A 22,522-nucleotide genomic window follows, 5' to 3' on the forward strand; every position below is an offset into this window, starting at 1 on the left:
TAGCCTGTCGGCGCTAAAGATCCTTCATTTCACGTCGCATTTCGCGGACCTCTCGCAGCTGCTCTTCGAGCCTGGCGCGTGCTTGCGGGCTTTTACTGCTGGTGAGGCGCATCGCGTTAGTCAGTTGGATTTCAGCTTTGTCGTACAGGCCGTTGAGTTTGAAATACTCTGCACGCGCGACGTGCACCTCGTAAATGTTGCCCGCCAGCCCCTCAACTTCGGCGGTTAAATACCAGATATAGTCATCTTTCGGGCGGCGTTGTACGTGCGCGCGCAACACGTCTTTGCAGGTTTGATAATCGCCAGACATCATCAGTACTTCGGCGTAGCGGGTATTCAGTGGGTGGCTGTTTGGCTGCTTTTTCAGATTGGCCTCAAGGACTTTCCGCGCTGCGGCAAAATCGCCAGACTCTGCGTAAATATCGGCCTTAGCGATCTGGAAGTAGACGTTGTCTGGCTCCTGGGCCAGTAACGGCGCGATCTCCTGGGTTGCCCGCTCGGTTTCGCCGTTGCGGGTGAGCGCCAGTACCAAGCCATAGCGGGCAGCAACCCTGTCAAACTGGGTGCCGCGCATTTCGCTTTCAAACATATTGACGGCAGTCTGGTGGTTTTTCTCGTGCAGCAGATAGGCGCGGGCCTTAATCAGGTCGTATTCTTCAACAGGTAACGGTGGTTTGTTTGGGTATTGTTGAGCGCGCAAGCGCGCTTCAGTCACCCGGGATTCTGTCACCGGGTGCGACAAAAGAAATTCTGGCGGACGTCGCTGGAATCGGGTTGCACGCAGCATATTTTCAAACATGCCCGCCATGGCATAAGGGTCCATGCCACTGCGAACCAATGTTTCCATGCCCAGGCGGTCTGCTTCCTGCTCCATCTGCCGGCTAAAGCGCAATTGTGAGTCCAGGGCCGCGGCTTGAGTCGCGGAAATCGCGGCGATACCCGCGTCAGTTCCTGCGGCGACTCCTAGCAGAATGCTGGCGAGAAAAGCGGCGAGGTAGGTCGTGCTGGAGTTTTGCTGCTTTTCAACCTGACGCGCATAGTGCCGCTGGCTTAAGTGAGCAAGCTCATGCGCAATTACCGAAGACATCTGCTCTTCGGTATCGGCGAATTTCAGGATGCCGGTGTTGACCCCGATGATGCCGCCTGGAACTGCAAATGCGTTAAGTGTGGGGTTTTCGATCACCAGAATGTCGAGACGGCGGTCTTTGAGCTCACTATAGGCGGCGAGTTTGCGTACCATGTTCTCAACGTAAACCTGAATAAAGGGGTCAGACGTGGTGGGTACCTGCGAGCGGTAAATGCGCAACCATTTCTGGCCCAGCTCGTACTCTTGTTTCGGTGAAATCAGGCCCGCGCTGTTGTCCCCTAGCTCAGGCAATTGCAGGTCAGCAGCCAGCGTTTGTTGGGCAAAACACAGGCCCAGGCAGGCTGCGACCAGAGCGCGAAATGACTGTTGTAATAGTTTTTGTAACAAGTTTCTGCCCCAGGCTGAAGGGTTGATTGTCAGAGTCCAAGTTTACCGCAAGCGTAGCCCTCTTTGATCGGGTTGGCGGCATAGAGTTCATTCAGTTCGTGCTATGATCGACGTCGACTGGTCGCTGTTATTCAGACGGCGACCGCCTCTTTACCGACGCCAACTACAGGATGACTGTGACTCACGCTACTCAAACCACTGATTGCGATCTGGAAATAGACGCGATTGGTCTCGCCTGCCCGATGCCTCTTCTTAAAGCGAAACAAGGCTTGAGCCGCCTCTCACACGGCCAGACTCTGCGGTTGATGGCGAGTGATCCCGGCTCGGAGCGGGATGTGAAAACATTCGCGAAGTTGTCTTTGCATACGTTGTTGCATTTCGAGAGGCAAGATGAGCTGTATATCTATGTCCTGCAAAAATGCGATAGCGCGCAACTGACAGGGCAGAAATAACCATGCTGCATATTTTTAAAACCTGGCTGGAGCGGTATTTCGCAGACGAAGAGGCTGTTCTCGTGGCGGTGCTGTTGGTCGCCAGCGTGATTATTCTGGTGACCTTGGGGCATGTGTTAGCGCCGATGATTGCCGCGATTATAATCGCCTTTCTTATGCAGGGGATGGTACAGCGGCTTAACGGTTGGGGAATACCGCATAACCTTTCGGTGACGCTCACTTTTTTGGTACTCACTTGCAGCATTTTCCTCAGCCTCGTGTTTGTGGTGCCTGCGCTCTGGCGCCAGTTAATTAATCTTCTCAACGAAACGCCACGCATGCTTGTTGAGGGGCAGAATCTTTTGTTGCTATTGCCCGAAAAATATCCGGCTCTGGTGACCGAACTCCAGGTCAAGGAACTGATTGCAACGTTGCGCATCGAAATGACTCAGTGGGGGCAAAGTATTTTGTCCTTCTCACTCACCCAATTGCCGGTTCTGGTGGCGGCCTTAATCTATCTGGTTTTGGTGCCGATTCTCGTATTTTTCTTCTTGAAAGATGGCGAACAGATGATCAACTGGCTCAGCAACATGCTGCCCACGCGGCGCCCGGTGATGCGAAAAATATGGATGGAGATGAACCTGCAAATTGCCAATTATGTGCGTGGCAAGGTGATCGAAATTGTGATTGTCGGTGGAATATCCAGTATCACATTTAGTCTGCTCGATCTGAACTACGCGTTATTGTTGGGAATCTCGGTAGGTTTATCTGTGCTAATTCCGTACATTGGAGCCGCAATGGTTACCTTGCCGGTGGCGGTTATCGGCTTTTTTCAGTGGGGTTGGAGCAACGATTTTTTCTATATCATGCTCGCTTATGGCGTGATTCAGGCACTGGATGGCAACGTGCTAGTACCCTTGCTGTTTTCTGAGGCGGTGAAAATGCACCCTGTGGCTATTGTGCTTGCGGTACTGGTTTTTGGCGGCTTGTGGGGTTTTTGGGGGGTGTTCTTTGCGATTCCGCTGGCGACTTTGTGTAAAGCGATTATGAATGCATGGCCCACGGCGATGTTAGAGGAGCGCCCCGCTATTGCGCTCGATACTGGTGAAAAGTTTGCGAATGAATAAGAGAAAAACAGCGATTGGTTTCGCTGCCGTTCTAATCAGCGCTGTTGCTGGTTTTAGTCATGCTCAAGCGAATGGCTTGGGCGAACGCCAATCAACAGTAGCCCCTGTAGCGCCAGTCCAGGTAATTCAACCTGCCTCCGCAACGCGACAGGTGAAATACCTGCTGTTGCCAAACCAGCTTAAAGTGCTGCTGATTTCAGACCCGGCGGCAGAAAAATCCGCGGCGTCGATGAATGTCGACGTGGGCAGTACCGATGATCCGATGGATCGCCAGGGGCTGGCTCACTTTCTCGAACACATGCTTTTTCTCGGTACGGGGAAATACCCCAAGGCGGATGCCTACCAGGACTTTATCTCTGGCCACGGTGGTGATCACAATGCTTTCACTAGCGCGACTAATACCAATTATTTTTTCGATATCAACAACGATGCGCTCCAGCCCGCACTGGATCGATTCGCACAGTTTTTTATTGATCCTCTGTTTAACGCGGCCTATGTAGGGCGTGAGCGCAACGCCGTCAATTCAGAATACACAGCGAAATACACGGATGAGTACCGACGCATCCGCGATGTGTATCGTGAAATTGCCGTGCCCGGCCATCCGTTGAGCCGCTTCTCTGTTGGCAATCTCGAGACCTTGGATGTGGATACTCCCCGTCCGCTAAGGGATGATCTGGTCGCTTTTTACCAGGCGCATTACAGTGCGCACCGTATGAGCCTGGCGGTGGTGAGCAACCAGCCCATGGCAACGCTTGAAAACTGGGTAGCCGAGAGTTTTACCGGAGTGCCGAATCGCGAGGTCGCTGCTCTCAGTGAGTTTGAATCGTTTCTGAGCGAGCAGAATAAAGGCACGTTCATACGGGTTCAGCCGCGCAAAGATATGCGGGAGATCAGTTTTGTGTTCCCGGTACCAGCCACGGAGAAGTACTTCGCAGAGAAGCCTCTGAGCTATATCAGTTTTTTTATCGGTCACGAAGGCGAGGGGAGTCTGCTGAGCTTGCTAAAGGCGCAGAATTGGGCCACTGCACTGGGGTCCGGGAACGCGTTTAACTGGCGTGGAGGTGATGCCTTTGCGGTCACCATCAGTTTGACGGAAGCTGGTGTGGATAATATCGCCGCTGTGGAAGCCCTGTTGTTTGCCTATGTTGACCTGTTGCAACGCGAAGGTGTGGAAAAGTGGCGCTTCGACGAGCTCAAGAATCTGGGGAATTTAGCGTTTGAATACGGTGATAAAACGGCACCAATCAACGAAGTAGTCGATTTATCGAGCAGTCTTCAGTTGTACCCGCCAGAGCTGGTACTCAAAGCAGCTAACTGGTACGGCAAATTTGATAAGAAGCTGATTCAACGCTATCTCAAGTTTATTTCGCCGGAAAATATGCTGCGAGTGTTGGTTGCCCCTGGCGGCGAACCCGAGCTTGAATCTACGTATTACGCCACGCCTTACAGTCTCGAACAGCATGACGCGGGCGGTAATTTGTTGCCTGCAGAACAAGCGCTGGTGAAAAAGCTGGCGCTTCCTAAACCGAACCCATTTATTGCAGATGATTTTGCGCTGTTGCGTGATAGCGTTGCACCAGAGGTGCCGGTTAAAGTCGTGAGTTCAGACAACGTCAGCGTCTGGTACGCTCAGGACCATACCTTTGGTGTACCCAAAGCACATGTGAAAGCGCGTTTGCTATTACCGCCGGTGGCTGACACTGTAGAGGGGGCTGCACTTGCCCGGTTGTACGCAAAAATTACCGCGGAAATGCTCAACGAAACGGCTTACAACGCGGCCATGGCGGGTTTGAGTTTTAATGTGAGTGCCAGTTCTCGGGGAATCGATATTGATTTTCAGGGCTACAACGATACGCTCGATCAGTTGGTTAAAGCTGTTGTCCGGGATATGCGTAAGTACAATCGTAGCAAAAAATATCGCGCGAAGGTGCACGATCGCGTGTTCGCTGATGCGCGCATGGAGTTGCTGCGAGCCTACAACAATATGCAGCTCGATAGCCCTTATCGCAAATTATTGAAAAATCTGCCTGCATTTGTATTCTCGCCCTATTGGGCGCCTGAGCAGCTCGCAGGCGCGTTGGCTGCAATGGACAGGGCATCTTATGAGACTGCCGCAGTGAGCTTGATGTCTCAGGCAGATCTCCAAATCCTCGTGTATGGCAATGTTGACAAAACATCTGCTCGCGCAACGGGTAAAACCCTGGCCAATTTGGTAAAGGGATCGCGCCCGCCTGCTGCTCTACCATCAACCCGAGTGGTCAATATGTCTGCGAGCAAGACCGCGGGTCAAAAGGGACGCTGGAACTCTGTGCCTGTGGAGCATGCCGATGCCGGTGCAGTGGTGTATTTCCAAGGGGCAGACGATTCACTGGAAAGTAATGCGAAAACGCTGCTTCTTCAGCAGCTCATAGCGACGCCTTTTTACGGCACCCTCCGCACAGAGAAACAACTGGGTTATATTGTGTTTGCTTCAAACTATCCAATTCGCGATGTGCCGGCGATTGTTGCTGTGGTGCAGAGCCCGGCGGTGCCTGTATCGAAAATTCTTGGTGAGATGGATGCATTTTTAACCGGATTTGAGTCGCGAGTTCTAACAAATTTTGAGCGAGACAAAGCCGCAGTCATTTCAGTGCTCATGGAAAAGCCGAAAAGCCTCGCGGAGCAAGCCCAGGAATATTGGCAGACGGTACTGACAGATCAGGATTTCATGCGCAGTCAAAAGCTCGCGAAAGCCGTCGAGGCCATACAGCCTTCTGACATTCAAAAGACGTATTCCGATCAGTTGTTAAACAAAAATACTCGCCTGTTGTTGTTAACACCGCCGGATGCAGCGGCGCTGCTCGATGCCTTTTATGATGAAGTTGACAGTCCCGATAAGTTCAAAAAAGGGGCCGTAACCTACGACTACAAATAGTGATTAAACGCCTGCGAAATGCAGTGAAAGCAGGGGGAAATAGGCGTATTTTCTATGCTGCGGTGCAGCTAATTATTTGGCTGGCTAATTGATTTCGATGTGTGTAGAATCGTGACACCTGAAAATTCGCTAGTCTCGGGTTAATGTTTTTTGTGGTGCCTTGCCTGTGAAATTCACGATGAATGTACAGCCAAACAGTGTTTAGCGATACGCTGGCAAGCGCACAGAGATGGTTGTTTTCTAGCCGGTTGGTCGCTTGGTTAAAGGATTTCTCTGGCGCCGGTTTTCAGTCGCACTTTCAGCGGCTGGTCCGATCAGGTACAGCTATCGCGCCACCCAGGGTAAGTCTCGCCGGAATTCAAAGCCAGGCAAAAAGGGGCAATTCAAAAAAACTCTCAACCCAAAATTTCCACTGCGAAGAATTAATCAGCGGATGAATGCTAAAACAGAGTAGCCATTCGCGGCGACACGCTATCTTAAAAAAACTGTGCATAACACAGTCATGAATCAGGAGGCTTTAATGCTTGAGGATACTGATGCTCTCGAAACCCAGGAGTGGTTAGAAGCACTGGAATCGGTTATACGCCACAGCGGCGCGGATCGCGCTTCATACCTGTTGGTACAACTGGCAAACAGTGCAATCCACTCTGGCGTTCGTCTGCCGTCGGCGATCACGACGCCTTACGCAAATACCATTGCTGTTCGCGATGAAAAACGTTCACCCGGTGACGAGCACATGGAGCGAAAAATCCGCTCCCTGGTGCGCTGGAACGCGATTGCAATGGTTATGCGCGCGAATGATAACGACGAAGGTTTGGGTGGTCATATCTCCTCATTCTCGTCCTCTGCGACCCTGTACGAAGTGGGTTTTAACCACTTTTTCCGTGGCGATGACGGTGAACAACGCGGTGACCTGGTGTATTTCCAAGGTCACATTTCCCCCGGCATTTACGCGCGCTCTTACCTCGAGGGTCGTTTGTCTGAAGACCAACTGGATAACTTCCGTCGCGAAGTGGACGGCAACGGCTTGTCTTCCTATCCGCACCCCTGGCTGATGCCAGACTACTGGCAGTTCCCGACCGTCTCTATGGGACTGGGTCCTATTCAAGCTATTTATCAGGCGCATGTGATGCGTTACATGTCCGCTCGTGGTTTGTGTCCACGCGGTGACCGCAAAGTGTGGGCATTCCTGGGCGATGGTGAGTGTGATGAGCCGGAATCCCTCGGCGCTATCTCCATGGCAGGTCGCGAACAGCTGGAGAATTTGATCTTCGTGATCAACTGTAACCTTCAGCGTTTGGATGGTCCTGTGCGGGGTAACGGCAAGATTATTCAAGAGCTGGAAGGCGTATTCCGCGGCGCAGGTTGGAATGTCATCAAAGTGGTTTGGGGTTCCGGTTGGGACCGCCTGCTCGAGAAAGACAAAACTGGTTTGTTGCAGAAGCGCATGAACGAAGTGCTCGACGGCGAACTGCAGAACTACAAAGCCAACGGTGGCGCCTACACCCGCGAACACTTCTTTGGTAAATACCCCGAGTTGCTGGAACTGGTCGCAGATATGAGCGACGACGAGATTTTCCAGCTCAACCGTGGTGGCCACGATCCGCAGAAAGTGTATGCAGCGTATTCAGAAGCTGTGTCTCACAAGGGGCAGCCGACAGTTATTCTGGCCCACACTGTAAAAGGCTACGGCCTGGGTGCTTCGGGTGAATCAGCCAACGTCGCGCACTCGGTCAAAAAGCTGGACGTTGAAAGCCTGAAGAATTTCCGCGACCGCTTCGGTATTCCTGTTTCCGATGACGATCTGAAATCTGTGCCTTACTATCGACCTGCGCCGGATTCGCCAGAAATGGTCTACATGCGCAAGCGCCGTGAGGCATTGCAGGGTTACCTGCCGTCGCGTGTGGCCGATTTCGAATCGATGGAAATCCCCAGCCTGGATACCTTTAAAGGTCTGTTGAAAAGCACCGGGGAACGCGAAATTTCCTCTACTATGGCGTTTGTCCGTTTTATCTCCACGCTGGTGAAAGACAAAAACATGGGCAAGCAGGTTGTGCCTATCGTGCCTGACGAAGCGCGTACTTTTGGTATGGAAGGCATGTTCCGTCAGCTGGGTATCTACTCATCTGAAGGGCAGCACTACACCCCGCATGATCACGATCAGATCATGTACTACAAAGAAGACAAAAAAGGCCAGATCCTCGAAGAAGGTATTAACGAAGCTGGTGCAATGTCTGCGTGGATCACTGCGGCAACAGCCTACAGCACTTACCGTGTACCTATGGTGCCGTTCTATGTTTACTACTCCATGTTCGGCTTCCAGCGTATTGGTGATCTGGCGTGGCTGGCCGGTGACATTCAGGCGCGTGGCTTTCTGATTGGCGCCACCGCGGGTCGTACCACGCTGAATGGCGAAGGCCTGCAGCACCAGGACGGTCACAGCCATTTAATGGCGAACACCATTCCAAACTGCCGCAGCTACGATCCTACCTATGCCTATGAGCTTGCAGTGATCATTCAGGATGGTTTGAAGCGTATGTATGTCGACAAAGAAAATGTCTTCTACTACCTCACCACCATGAACGAGAACTACGCGCACCCGGATATGCCGTTAGGGGCAGAAGAGGGCATCATCAAAGGTATCTACAAGCTGAAAGACGGTAAAAAGGCCGTTAAGAAGAAGCGCGTACAGTTGATGGGTGCCGGTACCATTTTGCGTGAGGTGGAAGCTGCAGCTGAGTTGCTGCGCGATGATTGGGGTGTAGAGTCCGACATCTGGAGCGTTACCAGCGTTAACGAACTGGCGCGTGATGGTCAGCGCACTGACCGCTGGAACCGCATGCATCCAAGTGAGGAGCCCAAGAAAGCGTACCTCACCGCGCAACTGGAAGAGAGCGAAGGTCCTTTCGTTATCTCGACGGACTACATGAAGAGCTACACTGAGCAGTTGCGGGCCTATGTTCCAGGCCAGTATGTCGTGCTGGGTACCGATGGTTTTGGCCGTTCGGACACCCGCAAAAAACTGCGCAGCTTCTTCGAAGTAGACCGCTACTACGTGGCCTGTGCGGCATTGAAAGCGCTGGCTGACGAGAAAAAAATCGAGCTGTCTGTGGTGAGTGATGCAATGAAAAAATACGGCATCAATGCAGAAAAAACTGACCCGACTATTTGCTAGAGGAGAGTAACTGAGTGGCTAAGCAAACTATCCCAGTACCCGATATTGGCGGGGCTGAGAACGTTGATGTGATCGAAGTCTGCGTTGCTGTTGGCGACGTTGTGGCTGCAGAAGACTCTCTTATCGTGCTGGAATCAGATAAAGCGTCGATGGATATTCCTGCTCCGGTTGCGGGAAAAATCACCCAACTGCTTGTTAAAGAGGGCGATACAGTTTCAGAAGGCGACAGCATTCTTGAAGTGGAGGTCGAAGGCGCTGCTGACGAACCTGCCGCTGAACCGGCTGCAAGCGCGGAGCCGGAAGCCAAGAGTGAGCCAGCCTCCGCCCCTGCAGCGTCAAGCGAATCCGCCGAGATGCCGGTGACTGTGCCGGATATCGGTGGTGCAGAAGGTGTGGATGTCATCGAAGTTTGTGTTTCTGTTGGCGATGAAATTTCCGAGGGCGATTCAATGATCGTTCTGGAGAGCGATAAAGCGTCCATGGAAATACCAGCGCCAGCCAGCGGTAAAGTCGTCAGCATCTCTATTAAAGAGGGCGACAAAGTTTCGATGGGTGACGCTGTACTGGTGTTGCAAGTTGCTGGCAGCGCGCCGGCAGCAAGCGACAGCGCCCCTGCCGAAGAAGCTCAGAAGGCAGCGGCGCCTGCAGCAGCTGAACCCTCTCCTGCGACCCCTGCGGCTCAGGCTCAGCCGGGCGGTGTACAGGAGGTTGCTGTGCCTGACATTGGTGGTGCGGAAAAGGTGGATGTTATTGAAGTCTGTGTTTCTGCAGGCGATGAGATATCTGAAGGTGATTCCGTAATCGTTCTCGAGAGCGATAAAGCGTCTATGGAAGTGCCCTCGCCGGCGTCAGGGAAGGTTGTTGAGGTACTGTTGAAAGAGGGCGATAAGGCGTCTAAAGGCGTTCCGATGCTGAAGCTGGAAGTCGCTGGTCAGGTCGCGTCATCTGCACCTGCTCCTGCGGCATCGTCGAGCCCGAGCACGCCCGCAGCAGCAGCGCCGGCTAAGAGTAAAAAAGCTCCCGCTCCGGAAGCTAAACTCACCGGTGCCAATGTATACGCGGGCCCTGCGGTGCGTCATTTGGCGCGTGAATTGGGCGTGGACCTGACTAAGGTTGTGGCGACTGGCCCCCGTAAGCGTATCACCAAAGATGACGTAAACAGCTACGTTAAAAACGCGCTCAAGCACCACAAGGAAGCGCCTGCGGCAGCTGCAGCTACCGGTGGCGCGGGTATACCCGCGGTACCGGCGGTCGATTTTTCTCAGTTCGGCGAAATAGAAATGCTGAAAATGAGCAAAATCAAAAAAGTGACTGCGGCGAATATGTCTCGCAACTGGTTGAACGTGCCTCACGTCACTCAGTTTGACGATGCCGATATCACTGAGCTGGAGGAATTCCGCAAGAGTGTGAAGGCGGATGCAGAAAAAGCCGGTGTTAAGTTGACGCCATTGCCTTTCCTGTTGAAAGCCTGTGCTGCGGCCCTGGAAGCTGAGCCTGCGTTTAATGTTTCACTGCACTCTGACGGTGAGCACTTGGTTCAGAAAAAATATGTGCACATTGGGATTGCGGTGGACACACCTAACGGGTTAATGGTGCCGGTGATTCGCGATGTGAACAAAAAAGGTTTGTTCCAACTGGCAAAAGAATCGGTAGAGTTGGCGTTGAAAGCGCGTGATGGCAAGCTGTTGCCGCGTGATATGCAGGGCGGATGTTTCACCATCTCCAGCCTCGGTCCGATTGGCGGTACCGGTTTTACTCCCATAGTGAATGCGCCAGAAGTCGCGATTCTTGGCGTATCTAAGGCCTCTATTCAGCCTGTGTGGGACGGCAAAACCTTTATTCCGCGGCAGATGTTGCCGCTGTGCCTCTCCTACGACCACCGAGCTATTAACGGTGCAGATGCGGGTCGCTTCATGACCAAGCTGACGTCAGTGTTGGGCGACTTGCGTCGTTTTCTGCTCTAAGCTTGCAGCATAAGCAGGGCAAAAAATAAAACCCCCAGAGTTAGCGCTCTGGGGGTTTTTTTATATTGACTGGATGGTGGGTGTGCTGTGTCTAAGTGACCCCGGTGTCTCTCCTACGCCGATGTCTTTCCTAGGTTAGTGCATGTCCTGCTCAGCCTCGCGAAAACACTCGACGCGATCTTTCGTTTTGTTCGGGTGTAGCATGGCGCACTCTTCTCTGGTTGGTGGTGTTGTTGCCGGTTTGTGTTCATCGGTTCGCGGAAGTCGCGATGCCTGCTCTCGCTCCACTTCCTGGCGGCGCAGCTCCGCGCGATAATCGTTAACGCGCTTGCGCTGTTCGTTGAGCTCTTCGCTGGTTAAGCCGAGTTTAGGGGCTTCTTTGAGCTCAACGATTTCTGTTTCGACGGCGGTATTTGCGGGTGGCCGATCGCCGAAATGCACACGACCTTTCTCGTCAACCCATTTCACTGCATCAGCATAGGATTGCGATACATCCACGTTACTTAACGCGAGGGCGAGCCCGAGTGCCCAGTACTGCCGTTTCATTAGTATTACTCCTTGGGATTGTCCTCATTGAGCGCGATTTCCGCAGCAGGTGACATATTCTGGCTGCTCGCGCGCTCGAGACGGCCGCCGTTCAAACGGCGGCTGTAGGCAGCAAGTAATACGAGCTGCGCGATTATCAGTCCCTCATACGGTTTTCTGTAACGGCCTTCGTTTACCGACACGGGGACGAACCCCTGCACCACAAACCAGGCGGTAAATATCGCTGCCAATAACCACTGGTGGCCCTGAAATTGATGTTTGTTTTTTCGCCATGTGTAGAGTGTGAGTGCTACCGTCAGCAGGCCCAGGGGTAACCATATCCAGCGTGAGTGGTAGTTCACAAAGCCCAGCCCGTAGTCGAGATTGGAGTCGGGCCAGGATGGATCAAGCATCAAAAAAATCAGATTCTCGCTCACCAGCCACATGTACTTCTGAAAACTCAGACTATTGCGTTCAAAGTAGGTTTCCCAGTCTTTGCTGCCATTGTCGATATTGATGTCGACAACCACCTTCCCGGTACGCGCGGTGTGCCAGTCACTGAGCGGAGCCAGAGGACGCGTGCCGGTAGATGGCGAGCCGTAGCCGTAATACCAGACAGCACCCTGGCGGGAGTACTTGATCTGAATTTCCTTCTTGCCGGATTTAGCGTAGATCATATTCATTTGGCCTACCCCGTGAGGTGCGATAAGCCCCATTTTTTGATAGCTGCGGTAGCTGAGCGGGCCAAGAATCAAGCCTAGCAGTACAAGCGAGTAGACCGCCTTGGTCATTTTCTGCGGTTGGCTGAACCAAAGCCAGGAAGCCGCGACCGCTGCCATAGGGATACAAACGCCGCGGGTCAGGCCCGCAATAATCCAGATAAACACCATGAGTACGAATGCATTTACTGTCTGTTTGCGCATCGAGCGCCAGGTGGCCCAGAGCGCGCCGCCCATGAGTGGCAGCATCAGCGTTTCTTGCATGTAGTAGCCGTAGATGCTCAGCCACGAAGGCAACCAGGTAATGGCCACCCAGCCAACCAGTGCGATGTCTTTGGAGGGTTGCAGTTCACGAAAAAACCGGTACCACAGCCAGGGCATCGCAAACGCGAGCAGAATTGTATAAAAACCGACCAATCCATGATCGCCGTAGGTTAGCTTGCCGATAGCGCTGATATACAGCTGGTACATCACCGGGTCGGTCAGCGTCATTGGGTCGTCTCTGAGCACATCGGTACCTTGCTCCCAGTGACGCTGGGGGTCGCTCCATATATGGCGGGCGGGATCGTGTTCGATGATGTAATACGCGCGGAAGAGATATCCGAGTACCAAAAGGGTGTATACCACACCGATGAAGATGGAGCGGGGATCAATGGATTTGGGGGCTACAACTGGTGTCGTCACGGCGATTACCTACAGGATTTCTTGTTGTTTTTGTGGTCGGTGGCGGGCTGGTACGCTAACGCAAAGGCGAGATTATAGCCTGCATGTGAAGCGGCTTTAAACTGCGTAAATCGCCAACAAACGCTCAGATTGAAGTGTGTCGAAGAAGAATTAAGGCGAAGGTGTTATACCCGGTGAACGCTATCGGTGGATGGTACGGAAAACCAGCAAGCACTTTGGTGGTAAGAACGTTCACGCTGGTGAGCTTTAGTGGTGGCTAGTGGAATTGCCTTGTGAAAAATCAAACAACAAGTTCACTATCAGCGCCCTGGTGGGCAGACAAACTGCGGTCTGCTTGATAGTATCCCGTGCTTGATTTACCCGTATCCCGTGCTCGACGGCTGCCGTCGTTGGCAGTCTCCCAGCTTAGGAAATATAAGAAGAAAGTTAAAAACGAGAATAACAACATGAACACTCAAACTTCGACTGCCGGCATCAGGCAGACTAAATCTGGTGCGTGGATTACCGACAAAGCCTGGATATGTGGGGTGGTAGGTGCGATTACCGTACTCCTGTGTGCGATGGCGTATAACCGGTTCGATATTTTAAATAAAGGGTTGTTTGTGTTGGGCCAACAACTTACCAGTAATCGCACCGACAGTATTCTGGCTGCCCTGTTTATTATCACTGCGGCGATGCTGATCACGGAGATGGTGAGGCTGTGGCTATGGGATCGGGAAGGCTTTATATCGATTGACCCAGATCTGCGTGCGCGGAATTTAGGAGCGTTCTTCACGAAGTCGCTGTTGAACTATTTGTTGTATCTGGCCGCATTATGGGTTGTGTTGGAGTTTTATCACACCGCCAACGAATATGGTTTTCGCATGAATGCCAACTACTATCAAGGTTGGTTCCGGTTTACCGAAATGGTGTGGTCCGCTTATCTGTGGGCGGGTTTACCCTATGTATTGCTTACCCGAGCAGTGCGTTACGATCCAAAAGCGGATTCCCGCGATACCGGTTGGTTTCTTGGCAAACTTCTGCGCTACCCTCTGGGGAAAGTCTCTGGGTCGCCACAGTTGTGCCCTCAGTTTGGCCAGGATGATGCCAAAATTGCTCGTGCTCTGATTGTGAAGTTATTCTTTACCCCACTGATGACGGTATTTTTTATTGGCCAGTTTCCGCACCTTGTCAGCAACGTGGGCTATGTATTTGGCAGCCTGCCGGCAAGTATCGCAAATGGGACTTATACTCACCGGGTTTTTAACAGTGACTTTTTTAATATTTCGATCGCGTTTATTTTTTCTATCGATGTGGCTCTGGCGTGGTGTGGTTATGTGATTTCCTCACGCTGGGTCGACAACCAGACGGCATCCGCCGAACCGACAATGCTGGGCTGGGTGGTCTGCCTTATTTGTTATCCTCCGTTCCAGCAGGCGTTGGGTTGGTACTATTCCGCACCCGGTGAGCGCGATGTGTTGCGTTTCGACAACCAGTGGATTATCACCGTGTTTACCGGGATGATGGTGTGTAGTTATATCGTCTATATGTCGGCGACTTTGTGGTTCGGTGTGCGCTTCTCCAACCTCACCAATCGAGGAATTATCCGCAAGGGGCCGTTCGCTTTTGTGCGGCACCCTGCCTATGCCTCGAAAAACTTTGCCTGGTGGTGTGTGATGTTCCCGGCGATTTTATACAACGCCACTCACACAGGTATCGAATTGGCTGCGATGCAAACGTTTGGTTTGTGCCTGATGACTTTTGTCTACTATCAACGAGCTTTGACCGAGGAGCGCCATTTGCGGCTCGATCCGGTGTATCTCGAATACTGTGAACAGGTTAAATATCGTTTTATTCCCCGCGTTTTCTAGCCCTCTTGGCAGGTACTGCTAAAAAAGCCCGGCACTAGGCCGGGCAAGACTCGCAGGATCAGAGGGTAAGGTGTTAACTGCTTTACGCTTGCATATAGCGAAATCAGAGACTGTTCAATCGCCGCTATTCCGTGGTCGCAGCGGCGCGCTTGTTGCCGCTGCGGTGCTCAGATACTCGGAGCTTTCTGTGTTCTTTTCTCAGTTTGCTGCTACCTTGCGGGTAAGCTTGGGGCTGTACACTTCGATACGAACTTTTCTTTCCAGCGCGTAGGCGTCTTTATCCCCTGCGGTGGCCATTGACATGCTTGCACCATGTGCCTGGTACTCAATTCGGCGACTGTCAATACCGCGTGCGACCAGCGCGTCGACAACACTTCGTGCTCGCTCCTCAGACAAAACGTTGTTGTACTCGTCAGTGCCGCGTGGGTCTGCAAAACCATCAAGACGTACACGAAGGCTGGGGTTATCTGTCATGTAATTTGCGAGCGATTGAATGCGCTGGCTATCCTGATGTGAAAGCGCATCTTCGCCGGTAGGGAAATACACTAAAAACTCGATTGGCTGTTCTACTTGTTTCTGCATTTTCGCGATGACTCGTTGCTGCATGGCGACCTCGTTACGGCTGCTGGTGAGAGATGTTTCCGCTTCCTTCAGCGCGGTTTTGTTGCGCTCGTGGTTTTTGTTTTGTTCGCCCAGGTAGGCGCCGGAGAGGGCACCGAGAAAAAATCCGACCGGGCCACCGGCCACGCCGCCCACGATAGTTGCTGTGGTAAAAATGCCCGCGCTTTTTGCAGCAGTTGTTGCGCTTACATCGCTTGGGGTGGCTGAGCTTGCAGCAAATATCGGCGTAGCAATGACGCTGGACAGGGCAATAGCTGTGAATGTTTTGGTGAAGGTTTTCGCTTGCAGTTTCATGAGAGATTCCTCGTGTTCAATTTCAGTGATTAAGTCAATCGGATTTGGTTAGTGGCGCTGTTCGCCGGACACAGGGTTATTAAACAGCGCAAAGCTGGCTCTCAAATGGAACAAATCGGACGGGTTAGCGATAGAAAATGGCAAACTGTGGCGGCGTAGCCTTGCCTGGACCGGTATTTAGTGGGATGCGATTGCGCTGTGCGGGCAATGCGGCTAGAGTTTCGCTCCAATTTTGTTGTAGAAAAGGCGGCATCCGTTGACCTCTGAAAATCGCACTCAACAACCGAAAAAATCGCCCAGCGTGCTGCGCTCCAGTGCGGTGGTAGGGTCCATGACGATGCTATCGCGGCTTATGGGCTTACTCAGGGATATATTATTTGCTCGGTTTCTCGGTGCAGAAGCGTCCGCCGATGCCTTTTATGTGGCCTTCAAAATTCCCAATTTTTTGCGTCGTTTATTTGCCGAAGGCGCATTTGCCCAGGCGTTCGTGCCTGTGCTTTCAGAGTATCGGGAGCAGGGCAGTGTAGAAGCCGTTCGCAATTTTATTGACCGGGTTGCTGGTTGCCTTGGTTCAGCTCTGGTGTTGCTCACGGTGGTCGTGGTTATTGCTTCACCACTCGTTGTGGGTGTGTTTGGCATGGGTTTTTTGCTGAAAAACCCGGATAAATTTGCGCTCACCTCGGATTTGCTGCGGATTACGTTTCCTTATCTGTTGCTAATTTCACTCACAGGTTTTGCCGGCGCCATACTTAACAGCTACGACCGTTTTGCCGTACCGGCATTTACTCCGGTGTTGCTGAATGCGACGCTGATCATTGCAGCAGCAATGGTTGCACCTCGGATGGACGAACCTGCGTTTGCGCTGGCTTGGGGTGTTCTGGTGGCAGGCGTTATTCAGCTCTTGTTCCAGATTCCATTTCTGCTCCAACTGGGCTTGCTGCCTCACCCTACGGTGGACTGGGGTGATGCAGCCGTTACGCGAGTGTTGAAACTGATGGCACCGGCGATGTTTGGGGTTTCGGTTAGCCAGATTAACCTGCTGTTCGACACGGCTCTGGCGTCCTTTTTACCAGACGGGTCCATTTCCTGGCTGTATTTTTCTGACCGCCTCACGGAGCTTCCGCTCGGGGTCTTTGGCGTTGGCATCGCCACAGTCATATTGCCTGCGCTTTCTCGTCAGCATGTGCGCGGGGGGCAGGCCTTCAGTCATACGCTGGATTGGGCCATGCGACTGATCTTGTTGATTGGCCTGCCTGCAGCTGTCGCGCTGATTGTCCTGGCTGAACCTATCCTGTTTGCGCTCTTTCAGTACGATCAGTTTCGCCCGACCGATGTGATGATGGCGAAATACAGCTTGTGGGCCTACGCGTTCGGCGTAACGGCTTTTATGTTGATCAAAGTATTGGCCAGCGGTTTCTTTTCTCGTCAGGACACCCGTACACCGGTGCGAATAGGCATTATCGCGATGGCGACCAACATGGTGCTGAATATTGTGTTTGTGCTGCCACTTCACTTTATCTGGCAGGTGGGGCACGCGGGCCTGGCGCTTGCGACATCCGGCTCAGCGTTTCTCAATGCGGCCCTGCTGTTGCGGGGCCTGCGCCAGTGCGGCGCCTATCAGCCCGGTGATGGGTGGCTGCGGTTCGCGGTACAGTCACTGTTGGCGAATGCGGTAATGGCGGTAGTGTTGCTGGCGGGTGTCTCGCAGATAGGCGATATGGCGGTCGCCGACGCGCTCACGCGCTTAGGGTGGGTGCTTGGGCTCTGTGCGGCAGGTTTGCTGGCGTATGTGGTGGTTCTGTTTATTTCGGGGGTGCGGCTGGGGCATCTGCGGCCCACATCCAGTTGACAGGCCCCGGCAATCGCGAGATTGGCAAAGCTGCGTTATAATCGCCGCTTTGCCAATCCCCAGCGGTTCTGAATGACGCGTCCCGAATTTATCCATGGCCTGCATAGCCTGCTTCCCAATCATCACGGGTGCGTTGCTACCATCGGCTCTTTCGATGGTGTGCACCGTGGCCATCAGGAAGTTATCCGCCAGTTGCGTGAGCACGCCAGCGCCCACCAAGTTCCCGCACTCGTGATGGTGTTTGAGCCTCAGCCCTCGGAGTTTTTCTCGCAGGAGAAGGCGCCACCGCGACTTATGCGATTGCGGGACAAAACTGAGGCACTGTTTGCTGCCGGTGTCGACAGGGTGTTGTGTTTGCGTTTTAACCGTGAACTGCGCGGTTTATCAGCGCAGGCGTTTATTGAGCAAGTTCTGGTTGCGCGACTGGGTATCAGGCACTTGGTGATTGGTGACGACTTTCGCTTTGGCTGCGACAGGCAAGGTGACTACAGCATGCTGGCGGCCGCCGGCGAACGGTTTGGTTTTAGCGTATGCGATACCCGCACTGAATTGGATGGTGGCCAACGTATCAGCAGCACACGTATTCGTGCATTATTAGAGCAAGACGCGTTTGCCGAAGCGGCGCGTTTGCTGGGCTACGAGTACCGAATTCGCGGGCGGGTAATCTACGGTAAGCAGTTGGGCCGAACACTGGGTTTTCCTACCGCAAATGTGCATCTTGGTCGTTACCGCACTGCGGTACAGGGCGTTTACGCGGTCGCTGTCGATATTGATGGCGGTGCGCAAAACGTTCCTGCGGTGGCTAATATTGGTGTTCGCCCAACGGTATCTGGAGGGCGCGAGCCCTTGCTTGAAGTGCATTTACTCGAGCATGGGGGAAACTTATACGGCCACTGGATTAACGTCCGCATCAAACACAAATTACGCAGCGAAATGCGCTTTGAGTCGCTTGCTGCATTACAGGCGCAGATCACCCTCGACGTTGAGATCGCCAAACGTTGGTTTAACGAAACCCACTGAATTTAAAACACGACGATAACGATATCCGATATGACCGATTACAAATCGACGCTGAATTTACCGCAGACCAGTTTTGCCATGAAGGCCAACCTGGCACAGCGGGAACCGCAAACTTTGAAACGCTGGCAGAAGGAGAATTTGTACCAGCAGATTCGCCAGGCCCGAGCTGGTCGTGAAAAATTTATTCTGCACGATGGGCCTCCTTACGCGAATGGTGAGATTCATATCGGTCACGCGGTTAACAAAATTCTGAAGGACATTATCGTCAAAGCGAAAACCCTGAGCGGGTTCGATGCGCCTTATATTCCTGGCTGGGATTGCCACGGCTTGCCCATTGAGCACAACGTGGAGAAGAAAGTAGGCAAAGCTGGGGTGAAGGTGGACTTTGCCACATTTCGCAAAAAGTGTCGCGAGTATGCCGCGAAGCAGGTCGCAGGCCAAAAAGAAGGCTTTGTGCGCTTGGGTGTGCTCGCCGACTGGGACAAACCCTACCTCACAATGGACTATAAAACTGAGGCGGATATTGTGCGGGCGCTTGGAAAAATCGTCGCCAATGGCCATTTGGTGCGGGGGTTTAAACCGGTGTATTGGAGCGTGGTGGGTGGGTCTGCACTCGCTGAAGCCGAAGTGGAATACCAGGAAAAAACATCTTTCTCCATTGATGTTAAGTACGCGGTAAAGGATGAAGCAGATTTTACCCAGCGGGTAGCGGAGCTTGGTGGAGAGGGGCCTGTATCAGTTGTGATCTGGACCACTACACCCTGGACCTTGCCTTCCAGTCAGGCGGTAAGCCTGAATGCGGATCTCGAGTATGTGGTTGTGCAGCAGCCGGGCGCGCGCCTGCTGGTTGCGGAAGCCTTGCTGGAGTCCGTCGGCAAGCGCGCCGGTATCGATACCGCAACGATTGTCGGCCGCTGCCATGGTAGAGACCTGGAAAACCTGGTGTTGCAGCACCCCTTCTACACCCGTGAAGTGCCTGTGATTCTCGGTGATCACGTCACGACTGACGCGGGTACCGGTTGTGTGCACACGGCGCCAGACCACGGTATGGAAGATTTCGAGGTCGGTTCGCGCTACGGCATTGGTACACTTAATTATGTGGATGAAAACGGCCTTTACCGGGAAAGTGTCGAAATATTCGCCGGCGACCACGTTTATAAAGTCGACGAAAAAATTATTGAGTTACTCGAATCTCGCGATGCGCTTCTGCATCAGGAAAAATTTACCCATAGTTATCCTCACTGCTGGCGAACTAAAACGCCTCTGATCTTCCGCGCGACCCCGCAGTGGTTTATCAGCATGACAAAAAATGGGCTGCTGGACACAGTGAAAACCGCGGTGGATGGTGTTGAGTGGATTCCAGACTGGGGTGAGGCGCGAATGCGTTCTATGTTGGAAGCGAGCCCGGACTGGTGCATCTCGCGTCAACGCACCTGGGGTGTGCCGATCGCGCTGTTCGTTCACAAAGAAACCCAAGACCTGCACCCGGATACGCCGGCGCTGGTGGAAAAAGTGGCTGCGTTGATTGAAACGGACGGTATGGACGCTTGGTTTAACCTCAACCCCGAGGAGATTCTCGGTGAGGACGCCGCCAATTACAGCAAAGTCACAGACACCCTCGATGTATGGTTTGACTCGGGTGTAACCCATTATTCTGTGATCCAGCAGCGCGAAGAACTTCAGTATCCGGCAGACCTTTATCTGGAAGGCTCCGATCAGCACCGCGGCTGGTTCCAGTCGTCGCTCAAAACTGCGATCGCCATTAACGGTACTGCGCCATACAAGCAAGTGCTCACTCACGGTTTTACCGTGGATGCCAACGGTAAGAAAATGTCGAAATCGATCGGCAATACCGTGTCTCCGCAAAAGGTGATGAACGAACTCGGGGCCGATGTTTTGCGTCTCTGGGTTGCGGCCACAGACTTCAGCGGCGATATGAGCGTATCCGATGAAATTCTCATGCGCACCGCCGACAGCTACCGTCGTATTCGCAATACGATGCGCTATTTTATGTCGAATCTTAACGGCTTCGATCCGGCGATCAACAGTGTCGCCTTTGACGATATGGTCGCGTTGGATCGCTGGGCAGTTGATCGTGCGGCCAAGCTGCAGCGGGACATAGTCGCCTGCTACGACAGCTACCAGTTCCACACTATTTATCAGAAAATTCATAACTTCTGCATTGTCGATATGGGCGGCTTTTATCTCGATATCATTAAAGACCGTGTGTACACGATGCAGGAGGACAGCCGCGCCCGCCGCTCAGCGCAGACGGCGCAGTACCTGATTGTACAAGCGCTGGTACGCTGGATCGCGCCGATCCTGTCGTTTACCGCTGATGAAATCTGGCAGGCGCTGCCCGGTGAAAAAACGGGGCCGGTATTCGTGGCTGAGTGGCTTGAGTTACCGGAGTTGAGCGAAGACGACGCGCTTAATAACAGCTACTGGCAGACCGCGGCGAAAGTAAAAACTGCCGTAAACAAAGTGCTCGAGAGCAAGCGCAGTTCCGGGGTTATCGGTGGCTCACTCGGGGCGGAAGTCACCCTATATGCGAGTGATGAACTCCACGCAAAATTGAATTCGCTAGGTGAGGAGTTGCGCTTTGTGTTGCTGGTGTCCGCGGTCAATCTGAAAAAACTGGATGAGGCACCTGAAGACGCAGATCAGGTGGACGTTGTTGGGCTGAAGGTTGCGGTAACCAAGTCGGAAGCGGCTAAGTGTGCCCGTTGCTGGCACCAGCGCGATGATGTGGGAAGCCATAGCGAGCATCCGGAGCTATGTGGCCGCTGTGTGTCGAATGTTGAAGGTAATGGGGAAGTTCGTCACTATGCATAAACTGAATGTTCTCGCCGCGCTGAAGTGGTATGGGGTAGCGCTGCTGGTGATCCTGCTGGATCAGATCACCAAAAATGTGGCGAGTCATATGTTGGTGTTACATCAGCCAGAACCCATTACGAGCTTTTTTAACTTTACTTTGCGACACAACTTTGGTGCTGCCTTCAGCATGTTTCACGATGCTGGCGGCTGGCAGCGCTGGTTTCTTGCACTGCTGGCCGCTGGCGTAAGCGTGTTGTTAATTTTTTGGATTGCCAAACTGCCGAAACAGAAATGGATGGAAGCTTTGGCGCTGGCCCTTGTGCTTGGTGGGGCATTGGGCAATTTGTATGATCGCATGCTGTTGGGTTATGTGGTGGACTTCATTGTGGTTCACTATAAAGAACACGAATGGCCGGCGTTTAATATCGCTGATTCCGCGATATGTATAGGCGCAGCACTGTTAGTGTGGGATTCGCTGTTCGGCACCAAGGTCGCCAAATATGGAGACGCGAAATGAACGCATTGCCGATCGGCCCGAATACAAAGGTGACGCTTCACTTTGCGCTTAAGCTCGGCTCCGGGGACGTGGTTGACTCCAACTTCGAAGCCGATGCAGCGCAGTTCACGGTTGGGGACGGCAACCTGTTGCCCGGCTTTGAAGAGGCGCTGTTCGGGTTGATTGCAGGCGACGAAAAAAGCTTCGCGATCCCCCCTGAGAAAGCCTTTGGCCAACCTAATCCCAACAACGTCCAGGATGTGAAGCGAGATGAATTCGCTGCGGATTTTCCTCTGGAGGTCGGCCTGGTGATTGGTTTTAGTGACGCCGCTGGAGCCGAAAACCCCGCGGTCATCCGTTCTTTTGACGACCAAACGGTCGTTGTCGATTTTAATCACCCTTTGGCGGGTGAAACGATCACGTTCGATGTACGAATTATCGATGTCGCGCCCGTGGTTACCCACTGATTAACTGACGCCCCTAGCTCTCCACTGGCGAATTTGAGAAATGGTTCACAAATCAACAATTCGCCAATTCGGTCTAATGTTGAAATGTGTGCCAT

General features: G+C 52.9%; 15 protein-coding genes. 11 read left to right on the top strand and 4 right to left on the bottom strand.

Going from position 1 to position 22,522, the window contains the following annotated elements; all coding sequences use genetic code 11:
• Positions 1–13: 13 nt before the first annotated feature.
• The gene (locus TERTU_RS04530; RefSeq protein WP_015819679.1) at positions 14–1,474 is read right to left on the bottom strand and encodes a M48 family metalloprotease; all 1,461 of its coding nucleotides are present in this window, start codon (positions 1,472–1,474) and stop codon (positions 14–16) included.
• A gap of 170 nt (positions 1,475–1,644) precedes the next feature.
• Between TERTU_RS04530 and TERTU_RS04535 the strand changes: the two genes are divergently transcribed.
• The 5 genes from TERTU_RS04535 (at position 1,645) to aceF (ending at position 11,085) form a co-directional block, all read left to right on the top strand.
• Positions 1,645–1,926 (top strand): sulfurtransferase TusA family protein, encoded by a 282-nt coding sequence (locus tag TERTU_RS04535; protein WP_041590058.1) that lies wholly within the window; start codon positions 1,645–1,647, stop codon positions 1,924–1,926.
• Between the two features lie 2 nt (positions 1,927–1,928).
• Positions 1,929–3,032 carry an AI-2E family transporter gene (locus tag TERTU_RS04540; protein WP_015820895.1) on the top strand — a complete coding sequence of 368 codons (1,104 nt, stop codon included), beginning with the start codon at positions 1,929–1,931 and terminating at the stop codon, positions 3,030–3,032.
• Positions 3,025–5,946, top strand: a complete 2,922-nt coding sequence (locus TERTU_RS04545) for an insulinase family protein (RefSeq protein WP_015819128.1) — start codon at positions 3,025–3,027, stop codon at positions 5,944–5,946. The genes TERTU_RS04540 and TERTU_RS04545 overlap by 8 nt, the downstream gene beginning before the upstream one ends.
• A 520-nt stretch (positions 5,947–6,466) precedes the next feature.
• Positions 6,467–9,121 (top strand): pyruvate dehydrogenase (acetyl-transferring), homodimeric type, encoded by a 2,655-nt coding sequence (gene aceE, locus TERTU_RS04550; protein WP_015817967.1) that lies wholly within the window; start codon positions 6,467–6,469, stop codon positions 9,119–9,121.
• A gap of 14 nt (positions 9,122–9,135) precedes the next feature.
• The gene (gene aceF, locus TERTU_RS04555; RefSeq protein WP_015818543.1) at positions 9,136–11,085 is read left to right on the top strand and encodes a dihydrolipoyllysine-residue acetyltransferase; all 1,950 of its coding nucleotides are present in this window, start codon (positions 9,136–9,138) and stop codon (positions 11,083–11,085) included.
• Positions 11,086–11,220: 135 nt separating this feature from the next.
• Here the strand turns inward: aceF and TERTU_RS04560 are convergent, their stop codons facing one another.
• On the bottom strand, positions 11,221–11,631 hold the full coding sequence (locus TERTU_RS04560) for a DUF4124 domain-containing protein (RefSeq protein WP_015816870.1): 411 nt from the start codon (positions 11,629–11,631) through the stop codon (positions 11,221–11,223).
• Between the two features lie 5 nt (positions 11,632–11,636).
• Positions 11,637–13,013, bottom strand: a complete 1,377-nt coding sequence (locus tag TERTU_RS04565) for a hypothetical protein (RefSeq protein ID WP_228378267.1) — start codon at positions 13,011–13,013, stop codon at positions 11,637–11,639.
• A gap of 446 nt (positions 13,014–13,459) precedes the next feature.
• Here TERTU_RS04565 and TERTU_RS04575 point away from each other — a divergent pair, with 446 nt between their 5' ends.
• Positions 13,460–14,863: a methyltransferase family protein gene (locus TERTU_RS04575; protein WP_015819676.1), complete on the top strand. Its 1,404-nt coding sequence runs from the start codon at positions 13,460–13,462 to the stop codon at positions 14,861–14,863.
• Between the two features lie 198 nt (positions 14,864–15,061).
• Here the strand turns inward: TERTU_RS04575 and TERTU_RS04580 are convergent, their stop codons facing one another.
• Complete coding sequence (locus tag TERTU_RS04580; RefSeq protein WP_015820279.1) at positions 15,062–15,778, bottom strand: OmpA family protein; 717 nt, start codon at positions 15,776–15,778, stop codon at positions 15,062–15,064.
• A 256-nt stretch (positions 15,779–16,034) separates the two neighbouring features.
• Between TERTU_RS04580 and murJ the strand changes: the two genes are divergently transcribed.
• The 5 genes from murJ to TERTU_RS04605 all read left to right on the top strand — a co-directional run bounded on the left by murJ (position 16,035) and on the right by TERTU_RS04605 (position 22,427).
• A complete protein-coding gene (gene murJ / locus TERTU_RS04585; RefSeq protein WP_015817476.1) occupies positions 16,035–17,627 on the top strand; it encodes a murein biosynthesis integral membrane protein MurJ in 1,593 nt (530 codons plus the stop codon).
• 72 nt (positions 17,628–17,699) lie between these two features.
• The gene (gene ribF / locus TERTU_RS04590) at positions 17,700–18,647 is read left to right on the top strand and encodes a bifunctional riboflavin kinase/FAD synthetase (RefSeq protein WP_015817496.1); all 948 of its coding nucleotides are present in this window, start codon (positions 17,700–17,702) and stop codon (positions 18,645–18,647) included.
• 30 nt (positions 18,648–18,677) lie between these two features.
• On the top strand, positions 18,678–21,482 hold the full coding sequence (gene ileS / locus TERTU_RS04595; protein ID WP_015817815.1) for an isoleucine--tRNA ligase: 2,805 nt from the start codon (positions 18,678–18,680) through the stop codon (positions 21,480–21,482).
• A complete protein-coding gene (gene lspA, locus TERTU_RS04600) occupies positions 21,475–21,981 on the top strand; it encodes a signal peptidase II (protein ID WP_015818767.1) in 507 nt (168 codons plus the stop codon). Before ileS ends, lspA begins: the two co-directional genes overlap by 8 nt.
• Positions 21,978–22,427, top strand: a complete 450-nt coding sequence (locus TERTU_RS04605) for an FKBP-type peptidyl-prolyl cis-trans isomerase (protein WP_015818970.1) — start codon at positions 21,978–21,980, stop codon at positions 22,425–22,427. The genes lspA and TERTU_RS04605 overlap by 4 nt, the downstream gene beginning before the upstream one ends.
• Positions 22,428–22,522 lie beyond the last annotated feature (95 nt).

Source organism: Teredinibacter turnerae T7901 (assembly GCF_000023025.1).
Lineage (GTDB): Bacteria > Pseudomonadota > Gammaproteobacteria > Pseudomonadales > Cellvibrionaceae > Teredinibacter > Teredinibacter turnerae_B.

Coding starts and splice junctions, on each gene's coding strand:
- TERTU_RS04605 (WP_015818970.1), top strand. CDS start 21,978: ATGAACGCATTGCCGATCGGCCCGAATACAAAGGTGACGCTTCACTTT.
- lspA (WP_015818767.1), top strand. CDS start 21,475: ATGCATAAACTGAATGTTCTCGCCGCGCTGAAGTGGTATGGGGTAGCG.
- aceE (WP_015817967.1), top strand. CDS start 6,467: ATGCTTGAGGATACTGATGCTCTCGAAACCCAGGAGTGGTTAGAAGCA.
- TERTU_RS04560 (WP_015816870.1), bottom strand. CDS start 11,631: ATGAAACGGCAGTACTGGGCACTCGGGCTCGCCCTCGCGTTAAGTAAC.
- TERTU_RS04580 (WP_015820279.1), bottom strand. CDS start 15,778: ATGAAACTGCAAGCGAAAACCTTCACCAAAACATTCACAGCTATTGCC.
- TERTU_RS04540 (WP_015820895.1), top strand. CDS start 1,929: ATGCTGCATATTTTTAAAACCTGGCTGGAGCGGTATTTCGCAGACGAA.
- ribF (WP_015817496.1), top strand. CDS start 17,700: ATGACGCGTCCCGAATTTATCCATGGCCTGCATAGCCTGCTTCCCAAT.
- TERTU_RS04535 (WP_041590058.1), top strand. CDS start 1,645: ATGACTGTGACTCACGCTACTCAAACCACTGATTGCGATCTGGAAATA.
- ileS (WP_015817815.1), top strand. CDS start 18,678: ATGACCGATTACAAATCGACGCTGAATTTACCGCAGACCAGTTTTGCC.
- TERTU_RS04575 (WP_015819676.1), top strand. CDS start 13,460: ATGAACACTCAAACTTCGACTGCCGGCATCAGGCAGACTAAATCTGGT.
- TERTU_RS04545 (WP_015819128.1), top strand. CDS start 3,025: ATGAATAAGAGAAAAACAGCGATTGGTTTCGCTGCCGTTCTAATCAGC.